Source organism: Candidatus Villigracilis vicinus (assembly GCF_016702885.1).
GTDB classification, from domain to species: Bacteria; Chloroflexota; Anaerolineae; order Anaerolineales; family Villigracilaceae; genus Villigracilis; species Villigracilis vicinus.
Window position 1 is genome coordinate 1 of sequence record NZ_JADJDD010000009.1, and the last position, 14,334, is coordinate 14,334.

The 14,334-nt window shown below is 50.1% G+C and carries 19 protein-coding genes; 2 read left to right on the top strand and 17 right to left on the bottom strand.

Features of this window, described 5'->3' with window-relative positions; genetic code table 11:
- Positions 1-88: 88 nt before the first annotated feature.
- The 4 genes from IPG80_RS09360 to IPG80_RS09375 all read right to left on the bottom strand — a co-directional run bounded on the left by IPG80_RS09360 (position 89) and on the right by IPG80_RS09375 (position 1,756).
- A complete protein-coding gene (locus IPG80_RS09360; protein ID WP_345105642.1) occupies positions 89-568 on the bottom strand; it encodes a hypothetical protein in 480 nt (159 codons plus the stop codon).
- Positions 517-993 carry an NrfD/PsrC family molybdoenzyme membrane anchor subunit gene (nrfD, locus tag IPG80_RS09365; protein ID WP_345105645.1) on the bottom strand — a complete coding sequence of 159 codons (477 nt, stop codon included), beginning with the start codon at positions 991-993 and terminating at the stop codon, positions 517-519. Before nrfD ends, IPG80_RS09360 begins: the two co-directional genes overlap by 52 nt.
- Positions 994-998: 5 nt before the next feature.
- A complete protein-coding gene (locus IPG80_RS09370; RefSeq protein ID WP_345105647.1) occupies positions 999-1,250 on the bottom strand; it encodes a hypothetical protein in 252 nt (83 codons plus the stop codon).
- Between the two features lie 74 nt (positions 1,251-1,324).
- Entirely contained in the window at positions 1,325-1,756 is a 432-nt protein-coding gene (locus tag IPG80_RS09375; protein WP_345105649.1) for a 4Fe-4S dicluster domain-containing protein, read from the bottom strand.
- 82 nt (positions 1,757-1,838) lie between these two features.
- Between IPG80_RS09375 and IPG80_RS09380 the strand changes: the two genes are divergently transcribed.
- A complete protein-coding gene (locus IPG80_RS09380) occupies positions 1,839-2,039 on the top strand; it encodes a hypothetical protein (protein ID WP_345105651.1) in 201 nt (66 codons plus the stop codon).
- 7 nt (positions 2,040-2,046) lie between these two features.
- Here the strand turns inward: IPG80_RS09380 and IPG80_RS09385 are convergent, their stop codons facing one another.
- From IPG80_RS09385 to IPG80_RS09415, 7 genes are all read right to left on the bottom strand, one after another.
- Positions 2,047-3,525 carry a molybdopterin-dependent oxidoreductase gene (locus IPG80_RS09385; protein ID WP_345105654.1) on the bottom strand — a complete coding sequence of 493 codons (1,479 nt, stop codon included), beginning with the start codon at positions 3,523-3,525 and terminating at the stop codon, positions 2,047-2,049.
- On the bottom strand, positions 3,449-4,231 hold the full coding sequence (locus IPG80_RS09390; RefSeq protein WP_345105657.1) for a molybdopterin-dependent oxidoreductase: 783 nt from the start codon (positions 4,229-4,231) through the stop codon (positions 3,449-3,451). Before IPG80_RS09390 ends, IPG80_RS09385 begins: the two co-directional genes overlap by 77 nt.
- A 102-nt stretch (positions 4,232-4,333) precedes the next feature.
- Positions 4,334-4,522 (bottom strand): hypothetical protein, encoded by a 189-nt coding sequence (locus IPG80_RS09395; RefSeq protein WP_345105660.1) that lies wholly within the window; start codon positions 4,520-4,522, stop codon positions 4,334-4,336.
- Between the two features lie 93 nt (positions 4,523-4,615).
- Positions 4,616-4,897, bottom strand: a complete 282-nt coding sequence (locus IPG80_RS09400) for a YeeE/YedE thiosulfate transporter family protein (protein WP_345105662.1) — start codon at positions 4,895-4,897, stop codon at positions 4,616-4,618.
- Between the two features lie 41 nt (positions 4,898-4,938).
- Complete coding sequence (locus tag IPG80_RS09405) at positions 4,939-5,451, bottom strand: YeeE/YedE thiosulfate transporter family protein (RefSeq protein WP_345105665.1); 513 nt, start codon at positions 5,449-5,451, stop codon at positions 4,939-4,941.
- 3 nt (positions 5,452-5,454) lie between these two features.
- Positions 5,455-6,276 carry a hypothetical protein gene (locus tag IPG80_RS09410; RefSeq protein ID WP_345105668.1) on the bottom strand — a complete coding sequence of 274 codons (822 nt, stop codon included), beginning with the start codon at positions 6,274-6,276 and terminating at the stop codon, positions 5,455-5,457.
- A gap of 32 nt (positions 6,277-6,308) precedes the next feature.
- Positions 6,309-6,680, bottom strand: coding sequence for a metalloregulator ArsR/SmtB family transcription factor (locus IPG80_RS09415; RefSeq protein WP_345105671.1), 372 nt, complete (start codon positions 6,678-6,680; stop codon positions 6,309-6,311).
- A 652-nt stretch (positions 6,681-7,332) separates the two neighbouring features.
- Between IPG80_RS09415 and IPG80_RS09420 the strand changes: the two genes are divergently transcribed.
- Positions 7,333-8,499: a vitamin K epoxide reductase family protein gene (locus IPG80_RS09420; protein ID WP_345105673.1), complete on the top strand. Its 1,167-nt coding sequence runs from the start codon at positions 7,333-7,335 to the stop codon at positions 8,497-8,499.
- Between the two features lie 179 nt (positions 8,500-8,678).
- Here IPG80_RS09420 and IPG80_RS09425 read toward each other — a convergent pair whose 3' ends face one another.
- The 6 genes from IPG80_RS09425 to IPG80_RS09450 form a co-directional block, all read right to left on the bottom strand.
- Complete coding sequence (locus tag IPG80_RS09425) at positions 8,679-9,476, bottom strand: LysR family transcriptional regulator (protein WP_345105675.1); 798 nt, start codon at positions 9,474-9,476, stop codon at positions 8,679-8,681.
- A 200-nt stretch (positions 9,477-9,676) separates the two neighbouring features.
- Positions 9,677-11,149 (bottom strand): rhodanese-like domain-containing protein, encoded by a 1,473-nt coding sequence (locus IPG80_RS09430; RefSeq protein ID WP_345105677.1) that lies wholly within the window; start codon positions 11,147-11,149, stop codon positions 9,677-9,679.
- A gap of 8 nt (positions 11,150-11,157) precedes the next feature.
- Entirely contained in the window at positions 11,158-11,403 is a 246-nt protein-coding gene (locus tag IPG80_RS09435) for a hypothetical protein (RefSeq protein ID WP_345105678.1), read from the bottom strand.
- A gap of 45 nt (positions 11,404-11,448) precedes the next feature.
- Positions 11,449-12,726: a multiheme c-type cytochrome gene (locus IPG80_RS09440; RefSeq protein ID WP_345105680.1), complete on the bottom strand. Its 1,278-nt coding sequence runs from the start codon at positions 12,724-12,726 to the stop codon at positions 11,449-11,451.
- 9 nt (positions 12,727-12,735) lie between these two features.
- A complete protein-coding gene (locus IPG80_RS09445; RefSeq protein ID WP_345105683.1) occupies positions 12,736-12,966 on the bottom strand; it encodes a hypothetical protein in 231 nt (76 codons plus the stop codon).
- 543 nt (positions 12,967-13,509) lie between these two features.
- On the bottom strand, positions 13,510-14,322 hold the full coding sequence (locus tag IPG80_RS09450) for an alpha/beta fold hydrolase (RefSeq protein ID WP_345105685.1): 813 nt from the start codon (positions 14,320-14,322) through the stop codon (positions 13,510-13,512).
- Positions 14,323-14,334: the final 12 nt, after the last annotated feature.

A 14,334-nucleotide genomic window follows, 5' to 3' on the forward strand; every position in this document is an offset into this window, starting at 1 on the left:
TTTTTATAAACACCTCCCGCTGGATGTTCAGGGCGGGAGGTGTGTCTTAGTGTAGATCAATGCCTGATGAAACAGAATCAGGTCTCGATTAAGAAAGAGGCGCTGACTTTAATCGCCTGCGTGGGCGGCTGCGGATGTTCATCCTCGAAGACGGGGATAATTTGGCGATCAATCCGAATGCCATGATACCTGCGGCAAAGATGCCAATGGAGACGGAGACTTCGGGGAAGGTGGGGAAGTAGTCCACGTTGCCCATGAAGGTCGGCAGGTAGAAGAGCGGATCGGGATGCTTGACCGCGAACCAACTTACATCGAAACGGTTGAGGATCATACCGAGGAGCACGATGATCGAGCCTGTGAGCAGACCATTGGGGCTGGTGCGATTCTTTTCAATGGAGAACCACACGATGGGAGTGACCACACCGATGAGGATCTCTGCCCAGAAGAGCACGCTCATGATTCCGCTGGTGAAAAGCAGACCGAGTTCACCTGCCACGGCGAGTTCACCAAATTTGATCAGTGCATAAACCCCGAGTGCGACCGGCAGCGCTTTGGCAAGTTTTGCCAACAGATGAGTTTCCAAGCCGCGTTGAAATAGCGCGAACTGAGCGAGGACTCGAAGATGATCATTGCCATGCCAACCGTGAGCGCGGATGTGAAGAACATGATCGGTAGGATTGGCGTCCACCAGAGCGGGTGCAGTTTGGTCGGCTGAATGAGCAGGAGGGAGCCGAGGGAGGATTGATGCAAGGTGGAGAGTACCACGCCAACGATGACGAAGGGCATGATGAACTTGTGAATGAGATGTGCGATATGATGCAATTTCGGGAATTTTTCCAACACCACAGGCGCAAACTCGATGGCAAGCACGGTGAGATAACTCATCACGCAGATACCGATTTCAAGCAATACGCTGGTGTGATTCCAGTGGATCATCATGTACCAGATGCGCAACGGCTGACCAAGGTCCACGAGCAGGGCAATGGCGACCATAATGCTTAGCCAAGCAAAGCCGTGAGGACGAGGGACGGCATGGGTTGAAATTCTTTGATGCCCAAAATACATTCCTGCCATAGAGGAAACGCCGCGCTGGAGATCACCACGCCCGTGGACAGGTCGAAGCTGATCCAGAAGCCCCGGTAGGAATAGCTCAGGTCACTTATGGCGCCGATGCGAAGGCAAGCGAGCCATTGCGCTGAGAAGCAATCCCCATGAGCGCGATCAGTACCAGCGCAGAAACGCCAATGCAAGAATTTGGAAGCGTGAATTTAGTTACTGGATGCCTTCTGCTTTTTTTGTTCGGCTTCTTTCTTCTGGTGTTTCTTTACCCGCCGCTCGGCACACTTAAGACAGTCCAACGGCCGAGTGCGAACGGAATGGTCATTTCCATCACTGTTTCGCTGACTTCGTTGACGGGTGTTTCTGGCATGGCAGGCAAGCCCAGATCCTGGAACGGCACATGTGAGATGATGAGGTACGACGTGCCGCCGTTTTCATGCTCACCATACACATGCTGAATATATTTATCGGGATGTGCGGCGATGCGTTCGTGTGCCTTGGCGATGAGTTCGTCACGGTCACCGTATTCGAGCGCGTCAGTGGGACATGTTTCGACACAGGCGGGTTCCTGTCCATTGTAGATGCGCTGTGGGCAGAAGGTGCATTTGTCGATGAAAACGCCGTCGATGATGCCTTTGTCATAGTCAAAGTGCGGCACGCCGAACGGGCAGGCGTCTCGTGCAATAGCGGCAGCCAATGCACAGATCGGGATTGTAGGAAACGGGACCATCTTCCGCTTTGGTGTACGCACCCACAGGACACGCCGACATACAATCAGGATGTTCGCAGTGCATACAGTGATAGACCATTGTGCCGCGTTGCAGATCGGGAATGTCCCTGTAACGCCGTCCAGCCACCCAAATGCGGGTCTTGTCCATGTCGATATTGTTCTCGACACTACAAGCCACCATGCAGGCGCGGCAGTCAATACAGCGTGTTGCGTCGAAGAGATACGCGTGATAAATGAATTTCAGCCATAATATACCTCTAAGCCTTTTTGACCGTTACAAAAGTCTGGCTAAGCGCTTGTCCACCGCTGATGGGATCCGTATAGGTGACATGGAGAGCGGAGTCGCTCGCGCCGACACCGTAGGCTGTTTTCAGACCTTTGGACAGATGTCCATAGCCTGGGGTCATGTAAACACAGTCGGGGCGGATGGCTTGCGTTGCCAGCAATTGTGTGTGGATCTGCCCAATCTCGCTTGTGACTTCGACCCAGTCGTCGGTAGCCAGACCAAGCTTGGCGGCGGTTTGAGCGTTCATCCACATACGCGGTTCTTCTGAATATTTGTGAAGCAATTGATTGTTCTGAGTCCCAAACTGGGTGGAGGTCGCGATCTTGCCTGTCAGCAGGAAGAATTGACCTTCTGCAGGCTGGGGCGGTTCAACCCAAGTGGGGACACCAGGGAAGCCGACTTTGGCAAGCGTGTCGGAGAATAACTCGATCTTTCCACTGGGAGTATTCCAGGTCTTCTCGCTGCTTTCTCCGCTGTGAGGTGCTTCGGGTGCTTCGGCATAGCCTTTCGCCTTGACCTCTTCCAACGTGACGCCGAGCGGTTTGAGCTGCTGGCGGATGTAATCTTCTTCATCTTCGTATTGGAAGAAATCGCCGAGTCCAAGACGTTCGCCCAACTGCTTGTAAATCCACAAAGCAGATTTGGCTTCGCCCTGCGGTTCGATCACAGGTTGGCGCAGGAAAACTTTATCGCCAACAGGCAGGAGCGGATCGTAGCGTTCGAGATAGGAGGCTTCGGGCAGAACGACATCGGAGAACCATGCGGTATCGTTGAGGACGATGTCCACGGTGACGATGAAATCCAATTTGCCAAAGGCTTCGATTGTCTTGCCGCGATCAGGAATGGACATGATCGGATTCTGGCGCGAGATGAACCAGCCATGCGCCTGATACGGGTCGCCGCTGACGATGTTGTCGCGCAGTTCCTGAAATACGCCGATCTTGAATGGTACAACCGGATACTTCCATGGTACGCCGTCCAAACGCAAGGCAGAAATACGAGAGTAGGCAGGTTGTGGGGGAGCGCCCAACGCGCCGCTTTCTTCGCCGCCTGCTTCGGTCAGGACCACATCCCAGTTTCCCATCAATGCATTCAAAATGCTGATGGCGCGTTGGGTATGGAATGAATTTACGAAATTGGATGTTCTCCAGCCGTTGTGAGCCAGTGCATGAGGAGCAGCGTCTGCAAATTCGTGCGCAATGCGTGTGATGGTTTCAGCGGGAATACCAGTCAACGGCGCAGCCCATTCGGGGGTGTAGCGGCTGACTTCTTTTTTCAATTCGTCAAAGCCGACCGTGTTCTTTTCAACGAAGGAGCGGTTGTATAACTTTTCGCCGATGATGATGTTGAGCAAAGCCAAATGAAAGGCTAGATCATTTCCGGGTTTGATGGGCAGCCACTCGGTCGCTTTTGAGGCGGTCTTGGTGTAGCGCGGGTCGAGGTAGACCACCTTTCGCACCGCGGTCAATTGCCATAATCAAGTCATGTGTTTCAGACGTTGAAATCGCTTCGAGCAGATTGCGTCCCGTCAACAAAATGTATTTGAGTTTGTCGTCGTAGATACGGGCGGGTTCTTCCATGCCGTAGGTCATCGTGTTGGCGACGATCATGGCATTGAAGCACAACGAGCGCTGCGTGCCGTAGTTTGGCGAACCAAATCCGTACAGCAGATTCTCGAACAGCGGCTGGCTCAAATTATGCGTGGATGAAAAGACCATCGCTTCTGCGCCGTACTTGTTCTTGATCTCGGTCATTTTGCTGGCGACCAGATCGAGCGCTTCTTCCCATGACGCCTGACGGAATTTGCCTTCGCCGCGTTTGCCCACGCGAATGAGCGGAGTCAACACACGGTCGGGGTCGTAGGTGTTCATCAAGCCAGATTGCCCGCGCGGACATAAATTTCCGCGTGAGTGCGAATGTTCGGGATTGCCGTCCAGCTTGACGACGCGCCCTTCCTTGATCTTGGCGATCAAGCCGCAGCGCCACACGCACATCTCGCACATGCTATGGACAAATCCATCGCCTTCCGCGTTGATGTGTCCCGCCGCGCGTGCCGCCTGCGCCACTTTTGCGGGCAGCATTTGACCGAGAGCCAAAGCCCCCGCGCCTGCTGCGCCTATTTTTAGAAAATCTCTTCTTGAGATCGTTTTTGTCATAGTTTCTCCGAAGCCAGTAATTAGTAAACAGTCGTCAGTGAACAGTAATTAGTTTTTTTGAAACAGATTACTGTTTACTGGTATTTTTTTACTGATAACTGATTACTCGCCTTCTTCAACTTTTTCAGCGCGCTTCCATCCTGCACGATCGATCATATAGAACAGGAAGAGCGACATCATTGCAAAAAGCAAGATGGTCAGGAAAGGACTCAAATTCCAAAGATCAGGGATGGTTGTGTTGCCATAGTTCGCAATCGCAGAGATCGCGGGAAATACTTGTTGATAGGTCAAGCCGTAAATAACTGCACCAACGAGGAAACCGAGTAAACCAGGGACAATGTAATCTAATTTGCCTTCGCCGCCACCGGCAGCGCAAGTACCCGGTCAGAATCCGGTGAGAGCCATGCCTATACCGAATATCAACCCGCCAATGATATTCCCAAGAACATACGTGGCAGGAACGGCAGGGAAGGTGACCAGACCCAAACTACGCAGAGCGAAAAGCCCAGTCATAGCAACGACAAGGGCAGTCATCATGAATTGAAGCACGGCCATATCTGTAAAGCGAAATACATTTACGATCTTGTTGTACTTGGTGAGTCCGGCTTTATTCAGAGAAAAGCCGAAGAATACGCCAAGAACAAGAGCGGTGATATAGTTTGTCATATCAGTCTCCTAATAGTTCTTGCGATAAATAACCAATGCGGTCACAATGCCAGAGGCAAACATTCCGGCAATGAACAGGAAAGCAGCCGGAGCGAGCAACATACCGCCCGAGATCGCCAATCCGCTTGTGCAGCCGCCAGCGATACCCGCCGCATATTCCAAAATGATCGCGCCAATAAAAGCCAGTACCCAGCGCTTCCAGGTCTGTGCGCCAAAGACGCGCTTCCATTGATCATCAGAATTGACAGCGTCTTTTTGCCCCACTTGAGGGTGCCACTGGTCGCTGCACCGATCATCCCACCGAAGAACACGCCCACCAGCAAAATAACACCGACGGTAATTCCAGGCGGCATGATGAAGTTGAAATACATGTTGTCAAACACTTGTGGAGCAACGGCTTGTCCGAGCAGCCCGGCTAAATTCTCAAATGCGCCGGAAGCGCCGAGCAGGCTGTCGCTGATCCACACTGCTGCAATGCCCACCAGCCCAAGCAGAACACCAGCCACATACGGCGACCATGTTTCTTTGCGGATGTAATTCAAAATAAAATTCATGATTTACTCCTCATCTTTTTTTGTCACAGCGTCCATCAGGTCGAGAACCTTGTCCGCTTTTTTGTTATCCAAAACGTTGTTCAACGCCTTACGCTTATCGGCTTTCAATGCAGCGATCTTTGGCAGCATGTCCACCACATCGGCGGGGTATTCAGCGTCCACAGCCTTGGTGTCGCCAAACTTCACGTTGATGAATTTCTCACGGGTCACAACAAATCCGCCGCCGCCCACCAACAACATGCCGATCATGCCCATCAAAATCATGTTGCCCCAATTGGTTGGCTTTTTGCCAAGCACGATCTCTTCATAATTGGCAGCATAGTCAATTGTGTTGGGATCATCCACCACGACTTCGTTACATGAATTGGATGACGGAGCGCTCACAGCGGAATCCACGCTGACGGGAGCCGGATCAGACCCCGCCGCAGCAGGAGCCGCAGCCCCCGAGCCGACGGTTATGCCGAGAGCGTCCGCGTACACTTGCGCGCGAGCATCCAAATCCGCAACATGGCATTGCTGGCACGCAGCCTGAACGTCCGATAGGGGAGCGACCATTCCTGTATGTGCGGCAGCTTTGTCTGTTGCCTGGTTGTTACCTGCATGACAGAGGTAACAAAAATCACCGAAGGCGTGGGACTGATGCCAGCCCGTTCCATCGGCGTTGACGGGCATTTCAGCTTGTGCTTCATGGCAGTTCTTACAAGACGAAGCTTGTGAACCACATTGAGCACTGGCTGCCTGCGGCGTGGACAAAAAAATGCCGACGGCGACCAAGATCGCCAACCCGGCAAACATCATAAAAAACGCTTTATTCTTTTGTTGCATAGTCTTCTCCTGAGAGAGTTTGAGAAAAATGCCTAACTGTTTTCAATCATCAAATTTGCTTTTGATGTGATCGTGTCGTGCAACACGGTCCTTAAGATTTCAAGCGATTGGATCAGCCTGTCATCCACAAGGGAGTATGTGATCGTGGCCCCATTACGACTGGTTTGCACCAACCCATGATCTCGCAATACTTTCAGGTGACGCGAAGCGGTGGGTTGGGGGATGCCGATCAGGTTTGCCAACTCGGTCACATTGCACGGCTTTTCGTGTAGCACATATATGATCAAAATGCGCGTTGGGTCTGTAAACGCCGAGCACATATTGGCTTGCAATTGGGTTACTTCCAGTTTGAGCGAATTAATTTGCATGGCTTCTTTCTTATATTCGCATGATCGCATGAACATACAAACCTATTCTAGTTAGCCTGATGTGGGCGGGCTAGTGAAATCTGTCACATTAATTGTGATAGTTGTAACTAATAAGTTGTTTAAAACGACTTATTTTTGGTTTTTTCACATAAAATATTGGTTGAATTTTCGCTCTGCCCGAAGCGCACAGCTGAACCATGAATCAAACAAAAAGCGGCGGCTATCAGCCCTCTTTTTTTCTTCAGGTGTGTAGCATTCGAGGCATTTCGTGTATTGTTTGCAGGGGAAGATCGAATAGGTCATCAATGGCGAGGTGTACCTGATAGAGCAGGGAGACCTCTTGATCTTTGAAGCCGCCCTCCCTCATTAGCGGATAAATGATCTCACAAAACAGCCCAGCGTCTGATCAGACGCTGGGCTGTTTTAATGGCAAAGATGTGACACCATTTCGAGAAATAATTAATTGGTATATAGTCGCGATTCATGATTATTGTTACTGTAATATTGGTGAAAATAAGATTACTATGAAGTTAATAAAATTGCCTTGAAACCTCTTCCCAAATGGAAGAGTAAAGAAAGTAGAAAACATGTTTGCATTCATGGAATTTATCGCCCCTCTGACGTTGACAATATTGGCTCTTATTCTCTATGTTCTTAATCGTAACAAAAGGGAAGTGCGGAGTAAAAAATGAACGGACGCAAGCTCATTTTTGCACTACTTATAGCAATTCTTATCCCGGTTATCTCGATGGTTCATGCGCAAGCAGAACCTCCCGTCGTCTATGCTGTTCTCTTCTACTCTCCCACCTGTGGACACTGTGAATTTGTGATCAACCAGACGATCCTTCCCATGATGGATGAATATGACGGACAATTGCAGGTCATAGGTATAAACGTTACCCAGCCAGATGGTCAGGCGTTGTTCCTGTCTGCTACAGAAATGTTCAAACTTGAACAAGCAGGCGTTCCCTTCCTCGTCATTGATGATATGTATTTGATCGGGTCAACCGACATTCCCGAAAAATTTCCCGAACTGGTAAAAACCTATCTGGCACAGGGTGGGGTGGGGTATCCTGCCATACCTGGTTTACAACAGGCTTTGGGTCAAACTTCAGGATCTGAAGCACCAACGGAGAGTCCTGATCCTGAAACGCTCCCTGCGCAGGCTGAGACGCTTCAAACTCCAGCCAGTACTGCCTCTGCTCCCTCAACATTTCCCACACCGACTATGACTCCGGGGATATTCTTTGTCGATGAAGGTAACAATATCGATTGGGCAGACCAATTTGCACGCGACCCAATCGGGAACATGTTGGCAGTTGTTGTGCTTATCGGAATGTTGGCAGCTGTCGTGTGGGTATTTTTTATATTTAGAAAAAGGGGAAACGGAGCGCATCCCAAAGAAAGCAACACCTGGGTTATTCCAACCCTCTGTGTGATTGGCATGGGTGTGGCAGGCTATTTGACTTTCGTAGAAACCACCCAAACCACCGCCGTCTGCGGACCCGTGGGAGACTGCAACACCGTGCAACAAAGCGAATATGCCCTTCTCTTTGGCATTCTTCCGATTGGAATTTTGGGGCTGATCGGTTATACCGCACTCCTCGTTTCCTGGCTGATGGCACGTTATGCCAAAGGCAAGGTAGGAAACATGGCAAACATTGCCCTATTCCTTTTGAGCCTGTTTGGAACATTCTTCTCGATCTACCTTACTTTTCTGGAACCATTTGTCATCGGAGCCACCTGTGCCTGGTGTCTTACCTCCGCGATATTGATGACTATCCTTATGTTGCTTACCGTGAAACCTGCAATAACAGCATTTACAAGTCCCAAACCTCGGCGTCATGTGCGTTGAATGAAACAGACTCTTTGAAAGTCTGCGCGGATAACTAGGCGACCGCAAAATTGACAAGACTATCCCATATGGATGTATTGATATTCTCACGTTGAGACTGTGTAAATGCCCAGAACAATGATTGTGCTCGTGTTGGCAGATGGCTTAAGTTGCGTGATATATAAACCATTCGACTAAGTTCAAGTCCTCGACTTCGACCTTTTTATGCGTCCAAAAGCCAGCCCGCGTGCTGCCACCATTTCAGAGATAAAGGCGATCCCTACTCCACGTTCCACTGCCATTTCAATGGCTTCCGGGTTCCCCAGTTCCATCACTACTTTCAGCATATCTGGAGTGATTCCGTAGTTTTTTAAACTTTGCATTACGGTTTCACACGTCCCCGACATTTCTTCGCGTAGGATGACGGGCTGATCCAGCAGATCATCGGGAGTGGCTTTGCCATAGTGCGCCCAGGGATGGTTTGCAGGAACAATGAGAACAATCTTGTCATTAAATAATGGCTGACATTCCAGGTCGCGGTGCTCGAATATCTTGCTGGTCACCCCAAATGGAATGGCATGATTGAGCAAGCGCTCATAAATATTTTCACGCCCCATCACCTTCACACGCGGATGAACAGCCGGATATTGCTTTTGAAAATCTGAAAGCAAAATCGGTAAAAGATATTTTCCGGCAGATGTGGAGCAGCCAATCAACAATTCGCCGCCCACCTGGTTATGGATCTCTTGGAAACCATCTTCCAGCATGCGAGCTGACCGTATCACCTCCTGAACCATTGGCAGGATGGTCTGTCCCGCTTCGCTGAGTTCTACTGAGCGTCCACGCCGTTCGAACAATGTCACACCATAGATCCGCTCCATGGTTTGAATGTTCTGACTGAGAGCAGATTGAGAGAGGTTTAAGCGTTTTTCGGCATTGCTGAAATTCTTTTCCTCAGCAGCCAGCAAAAAGACTCGTAGAGTTGAAAGTTCGATCATCTTCTGCTCCAAATATGATAAGTGTCGGTAATGATGCTTTAGCATAAGAATAAGCCTTTCTCATAGGTCTGGGTAGTGATAATCGTCAAATTCCATATATGACCATTGATTTTCAACAAAACAGCCTGCGATTTTCCCTCACAGGCTGTTTTGTATTACGTTTTATTCAGGGATAAACTCTGGTAACTATCCCATTGAGGTTATTTGACCACGGGCAGTTCTGCAGCGATCCAGCCGTTCAAGCCACCAGCAATGTTGCGAACGCTGGTGTAACCAAGGAATTGCAGGTACATCATTGCCATGGCACCACGATGACCAGACGCGCAATAGATGACGATCGGGGCAGCTTTGTCGGCAGGTAACTGGGCGAGGTTGGCAGGCACATCAACGATTGGGACCAAGACTGCGCCATCAATATGCCCATTCTCATCCCACTCGGTCTGCGAGCGAACGTCAAGAAGGAAGGGAACTGTTCCACTGACGAGTTCAGTGTTCAGGTCAGCAGGCTTTACAGTGTTATAGCCTTCGGGTAGTCCACTCAGGTACGTGTCGAGAGCAGCAAGTTTATCTGCATCTACTTCAGGAGCGGTTCCAGCAACGGGGGCAGCTGGTGTGCCGGTTTCAAGAGGCAATTCAGCCTTTTTCCAACCGTTGATACCGCCATTGAGGCTGACCACGTCTGTATAGCCGAGCAGCCGCAGAGACATCATGGCTAAACCACCGCGATGACCGGATGCGCAGACGGTGACGATCTTAGCATCTTTTGCTGGGAGTTTATCCAGGTTCTTCAACAGGTCTTGAATTGGGATGTTAATCGAACCGGCAATATATCCAGATTCTTCAACTTCAGCGGCAGAACGAACATCTACAATGAGGGGCGGGTTTTCAACGAGCATTTCATTGAGCTTGTCTGACTTGATGCTGTAATAGCCAGCGTCTGTTGGCAAACTGGTAATGAACGTTCCCATTTCAGAGACGAGACCCATCACGGGTAAACCAGCAGATTTCCATCCGCCGAGTCCACCTGCCAGGTTAGAGACGTCGGTGTAGCCCATCAGGCGCAGAGCCATCATGACCATTGCGCCGCGATGACCAGATGCGCACAGGACTACGATCTTCGCATCTTTATCTGCCGGAACTTGGTCCATGTTGGCGAAGAAATCGCTAAACGGTAGGTTGACTGAACCTTCGATATAACCGTCTTTATCCCATTCGCCCTTGCTGCGAACGTCAATAAGAACAGGAGGATTTTCAACTAGCAATTCGTTAAGTTTGTCCGCTTTGACGGTGTAGTACCCTTCGGGCAATCCCATCAGGAAGCCATTCAGCATGTCGTACAGAGCCTGATCGGCAATGATCGGAGTGCTGATCGCGGCGGGAGCTTCAGGGATAGAACCCGTGACGAGCGGCAGTTCGGCTTTCTTCCATGCGTTGATACCACCGCCGAGGTTGCGCACATTGGTGTAGCCCAACATTTTGAGCGAAGCCATCACCATACTGCCACGATGCCCGGAGGCGCAAGTTACGACAATGGCGTCATCCAAACCGGGGAGTTTATCGAGGTTGTTAAGCACCTCGCGCACCGGAATGTTGAAGCTGCCTTCAATGTATCCATCGGCTTCCACTTCAGAGGCTTCGCGCACATCGAGAACAAACGGAGGGTTGTCCACCATTTCTTCATTCAGCGAAGCAGGTTTGACGGTGCCGTACCCTTGTCAGCGGGGGAGGAAGCGGCGAGGTCGGTGAATAGCGCCAGGACATCGGGTCCGGTTTCGACAGCCGGTTCTTCGGTTACAACTTCTTCCATAACCGCTTCTGTGGCTTCTACTTCAGCAACAGGTTCGACGGATGCGGGTGAGCCGCAGGCTCCCAGGACCATACTAAGTGCCAGGAGCAGGGCAAGAAACATTTGAAACTTTTTAGACATTTTCTTCTCCTTATGAAGAATGATTGATTTTATTGATCAAGCGCACTATGGCAGCTTGTGACATCCAGAGCAGCTTTCGTTTGCAAAGTTGACGTGATTTTCCGGGTAAACAGGGGAGTTGCGAATTCCTTTTTCATGACATGCCACGCATGAGTCTGATGCCAGGTCAGCATGTTCTGCTGGTTGCGGCATGGCGGCAAGGAATAATTCCACGGCAGGTGGTACGGTATTCACGATTACCGATTGGTTGGCATTTTGTTCAACCGCTTGTACCTTGTCGGCAGTCAGGAAGATCGCCGGGTTGGCATGGCAGGCTTCACAGGATGCATTCTGTGGCGTGTTGCGTTGAATGTTGTGTGGTGTGGAATAGACCCAGGTCGACAGCGCATCAAAACTCGCCAATAGATTTTCGCCATAAAACTCATAACTGTTTGTAGTAACAGGCACGTGGCGCACCGGTACATACTTGGCAGGGCGGTCTTCACTTTGGATCGGGTTACGACCGATGAAGAAAGTATGATAGGTCGCTTCGGTTTCAAAGAACGGATTGCCGCTTGTCTCGCTGACGGCCACATGGCAGCCATCACAACTGGTGTATGTTACCGAGTGGCAGACCTGACAGGAGAGTTCGTTTCCGTCACCGTGCTGTGCGTGCATCTCGACCCCATCGGAGCCGTCTGAAACTTCAGCGTGACAATCGATGCATTGCGGATCTTCCGCCCCGTTATATCGGTGTTCCGCATTGGCAGAAGTTTCTGTCATACCATGCAGTTCCGCTCCTTCATGGCACTTTACACAACTCATGCGCGCTTCACGGAAATGGACATCGCCGGGAATACCCTCGTTCTTGCCAAGGAACTCATTGCCCACGCGGCTGCCATGACAAGCCGTGCAAGAACGCGTCATGGGTGGCGTTTTTTCAAATACATGCCCGGTGAACAACCCCCCGCCTACATTTTCCGGCTGACTTACATGACATTCCCCACACGTAGTGTGGCAGGTTGCGCAATGATTGCCGAACATCTCATTCAAGGCTGGGTGATCTTCTGGAATATTCCCATTGCGGGTGTTGATGGCAGTCCAATACCCGGCTTGAGTATTGTGCAGACTGTTTGGGTACGAAGCTACTTCTTCTTCGTGACATTCACCGCAAAACTCCTGCGGTTGCGAACTGGGGCTGGCAAGCAACCCTTCATGCGCAGATTCTTTTTCAGATGCGTTCACGCCTGCATGGCATTCAATACAGGTCAACTCGCCGTGATCGGTCTGCGAGAAGGTTTCGTTATCAACTAGAACTTTTTCCCAAGGCTCCAACGGAGCCACATCGCCCCCTCAGCCAACCCCTTTGGATTCAGCTTCCGCTTCCACAGCTGGAGCTGCCGTGTCGATGAGTCGCTGCTGGTCCTTATGGCAAGCGATACATTCTCCTGCCTCAGGCGCAGACGTTGGAACGGGTTCTGTTTCAGAGAGTGCCGCCGTTGCTGTGGGGGACTCTGAAGAAGTGCAAGATGCCAGGAACAAACTCAAGGCGATCCAAGTTACTGCAAAAAATTTTCGATGCATATTGTATCTCCGTATTGTGCCTTTTTTCACAATACAAAGTTTATCTTATTCCCCCATACACGGAAGTGATAAAGGTAATGTAGAGCTATTAGTTTTGCTTATAGATTGCTATAACCTGTGCGAACCTATAAGTCCACAGATTAAAAATATGTTGCTGTGAATCTTTTCACAGCAACATGTTTACCTGTCATTTGGGCATCTGCCAGTGCGCAAATGTGATTTCTTCTCTGGCATGTGTTGATAAGTTCAGTCTGACTATTGGTTAACATATTAAACTCAGAACTTCGGGATGTGGTTCAAGACGGACTTATCTCCCCGATTATCTTTTCTAGGGTGTGTATGCAAAATGCTATTGCCATGGCATTCTGAGGAGCGGAGCAACAAAGAATCTTTGCTTTTGCTCGAAATTTAGCCTTTTTGCCGAGTAAGAGACCCTTCGCTGTCGCTTAGGCCTGCCTGCGCATCGTGCAGGCAGGGTGATATCAACTTTAATTTGCATACAGACTTAGGTAGATTTATTTAATAAGACAAAATGATAAGAATTTAAACAGGCAAAGTCTTTTCCAAAAACTCCCTGACCTTATCAAAGAACTGCGGGTACGTGTGGCAGTTGCTATGCCCTTTTTCTGGAATGACCCAAAGATGGGTCTTTTCAGGGTTTCCCGCCTCAAACAAGGCGTGCGCCTGTTCGACTGGAACCGTTTCATCTTGCTCACCGTGGATGAGCAAAAATTCTGCCTGCGACTTGCGGATGTTATTCACGGGTGCAATGGCGTCAAAATCCAACCCATATTGTCTGCGCATGTAACCAAACAAAAGAGATGCTAAAAAGCTGGGGATATGTCGTTTGTGAAATTCAAACTTCATGACCGCTTTAGGATGCGAGATGGCTCCAATGGTGATGACGCTGCGGATTTGATCTTCCCAACCTGCGGCGTTGATAACACCGCCTCCGCCAACGGATAATCCGAGTGCGCCGATTGAGCTTGTGTTTCCCTGTAGCCTCAAGAACTTGACCACAGAGACGACATCCTGCGCAAATGTACCAACGGTGGGGCGTTCCACTGCGGAACTACTGCCATGATTGCGAGTATCAAAAGCCAGCAGGTTGTATCCCAAAGGATGGAGCGCCTGAATGTAGGGGAGTGTGCGGGATAGGTTTCTGCTCCACCCATGCAGCAAGATGATCGTTGGGGCATTCGGCGATGCAGGGATATGCCAGCCGTAAAGCGTACCGCCATCATTGGCAGGAATCAAAACCTCTTGAAATGGGATGTTGTATTTTTCTGGGGTAACCTGATGCGGCACGATCTCGTATGCATACATACGGTCTATGAGGGAATCAAGGAATTTCATCCGGCTGCCTTT

Bases quoted from the DNA above. Each gene is read 5' to 3' on its own strand.
- nrfD (WP_345105645.1), bottom strand. From the start codon at position 993: ATGGTCGCCATTGCCCTGCTCGTGGACCTTGGTCAGCCGTTGCGCATC.
- IPG80_RS09380 (WP_345105651.1), top strand. From the start codon at position 1,839: ATGTTCGCAGTGCATACAGTGATAGACCATTGTGCCGCGTTGCAGATC.
- IPG80_RS09390 (WP_345105657.1), bottom strand. From the start codon at position 4,231: ATGACAAAAACGATCTCAAGAAGAGATTTTCTAAAAATAGGCGCAGCA.
- IPG80_RS09400 (WP_345105662.1), bottom strand. From the start codon at position 4,897: ATGACAAACTATATCACCGCTCTTGTTCTTGGCGTATTCTTCGGCTTT.
- IPG80_RS09405 (WP_345105665.1), bottom strand. From the start codon at position 5,451: ATGAATTTTATTTTGAATTACATCCGCAAAGAAACATGGTCGCCGTAT.
- IPG80_RS09410 (WP_345105668.1), bottom strand. From the start codon at position 6,276: ATGCAACAAAAGAATAAAGCGTTTTTTATGATGTTTGCCGGGTTGGCG.
- IPG80_RS09415 (WP_345105671.1), bottom strand. From the start codon at position 6,680: ATGTTCATGCGATCATGCGAATATAAGAAAGAAGCCATGCAAATTAAT.
- IPG80_RS09420 (WP_345105673.1), top strand. From the start codon at position 7,333: ATGAACGGACGCAAGCTCATTTTTGCACTACTTATAGCAATTCTTATC.
- IPG80_RS09425 (WP_345105675.1), bottom strand. From the start codon at position 9,476: ATGATCGAACTTTCAACTCTACGAGTCTTTTTGCTGGCTGCTGAGGAA.
- IPG80_RS09430 (WP_345105677.1), bottom strand. From the start codon at position 11,149: ATGGTGGACAACCCTCCGTTTGTTCTCGATGTGCGCGAAGCCTCTGAA.
- IPG80_RS09435 (WP_345105678.1), bottom strand. From the start codon at position 11,403: ATGTCTAAAAAGTTTCAAATGTTTCTTGCCCTGCTCCTGGCACTTAGT.
- IPG80_RS09445 (WP_345105683.1), bottom strand. From the start codon at position 12,966: ATGCATCGAAAATTTTTTGCAGTAACTTGGATCGCCTTGAGTTTGTTC.
- IPG80_RS09450 (WP_345105685.1), bottom strand. From the start codon at position 14,322: ATGAAATTCCTTGATTCCCTCATAGACCGTATGTATGCATACGAGATC.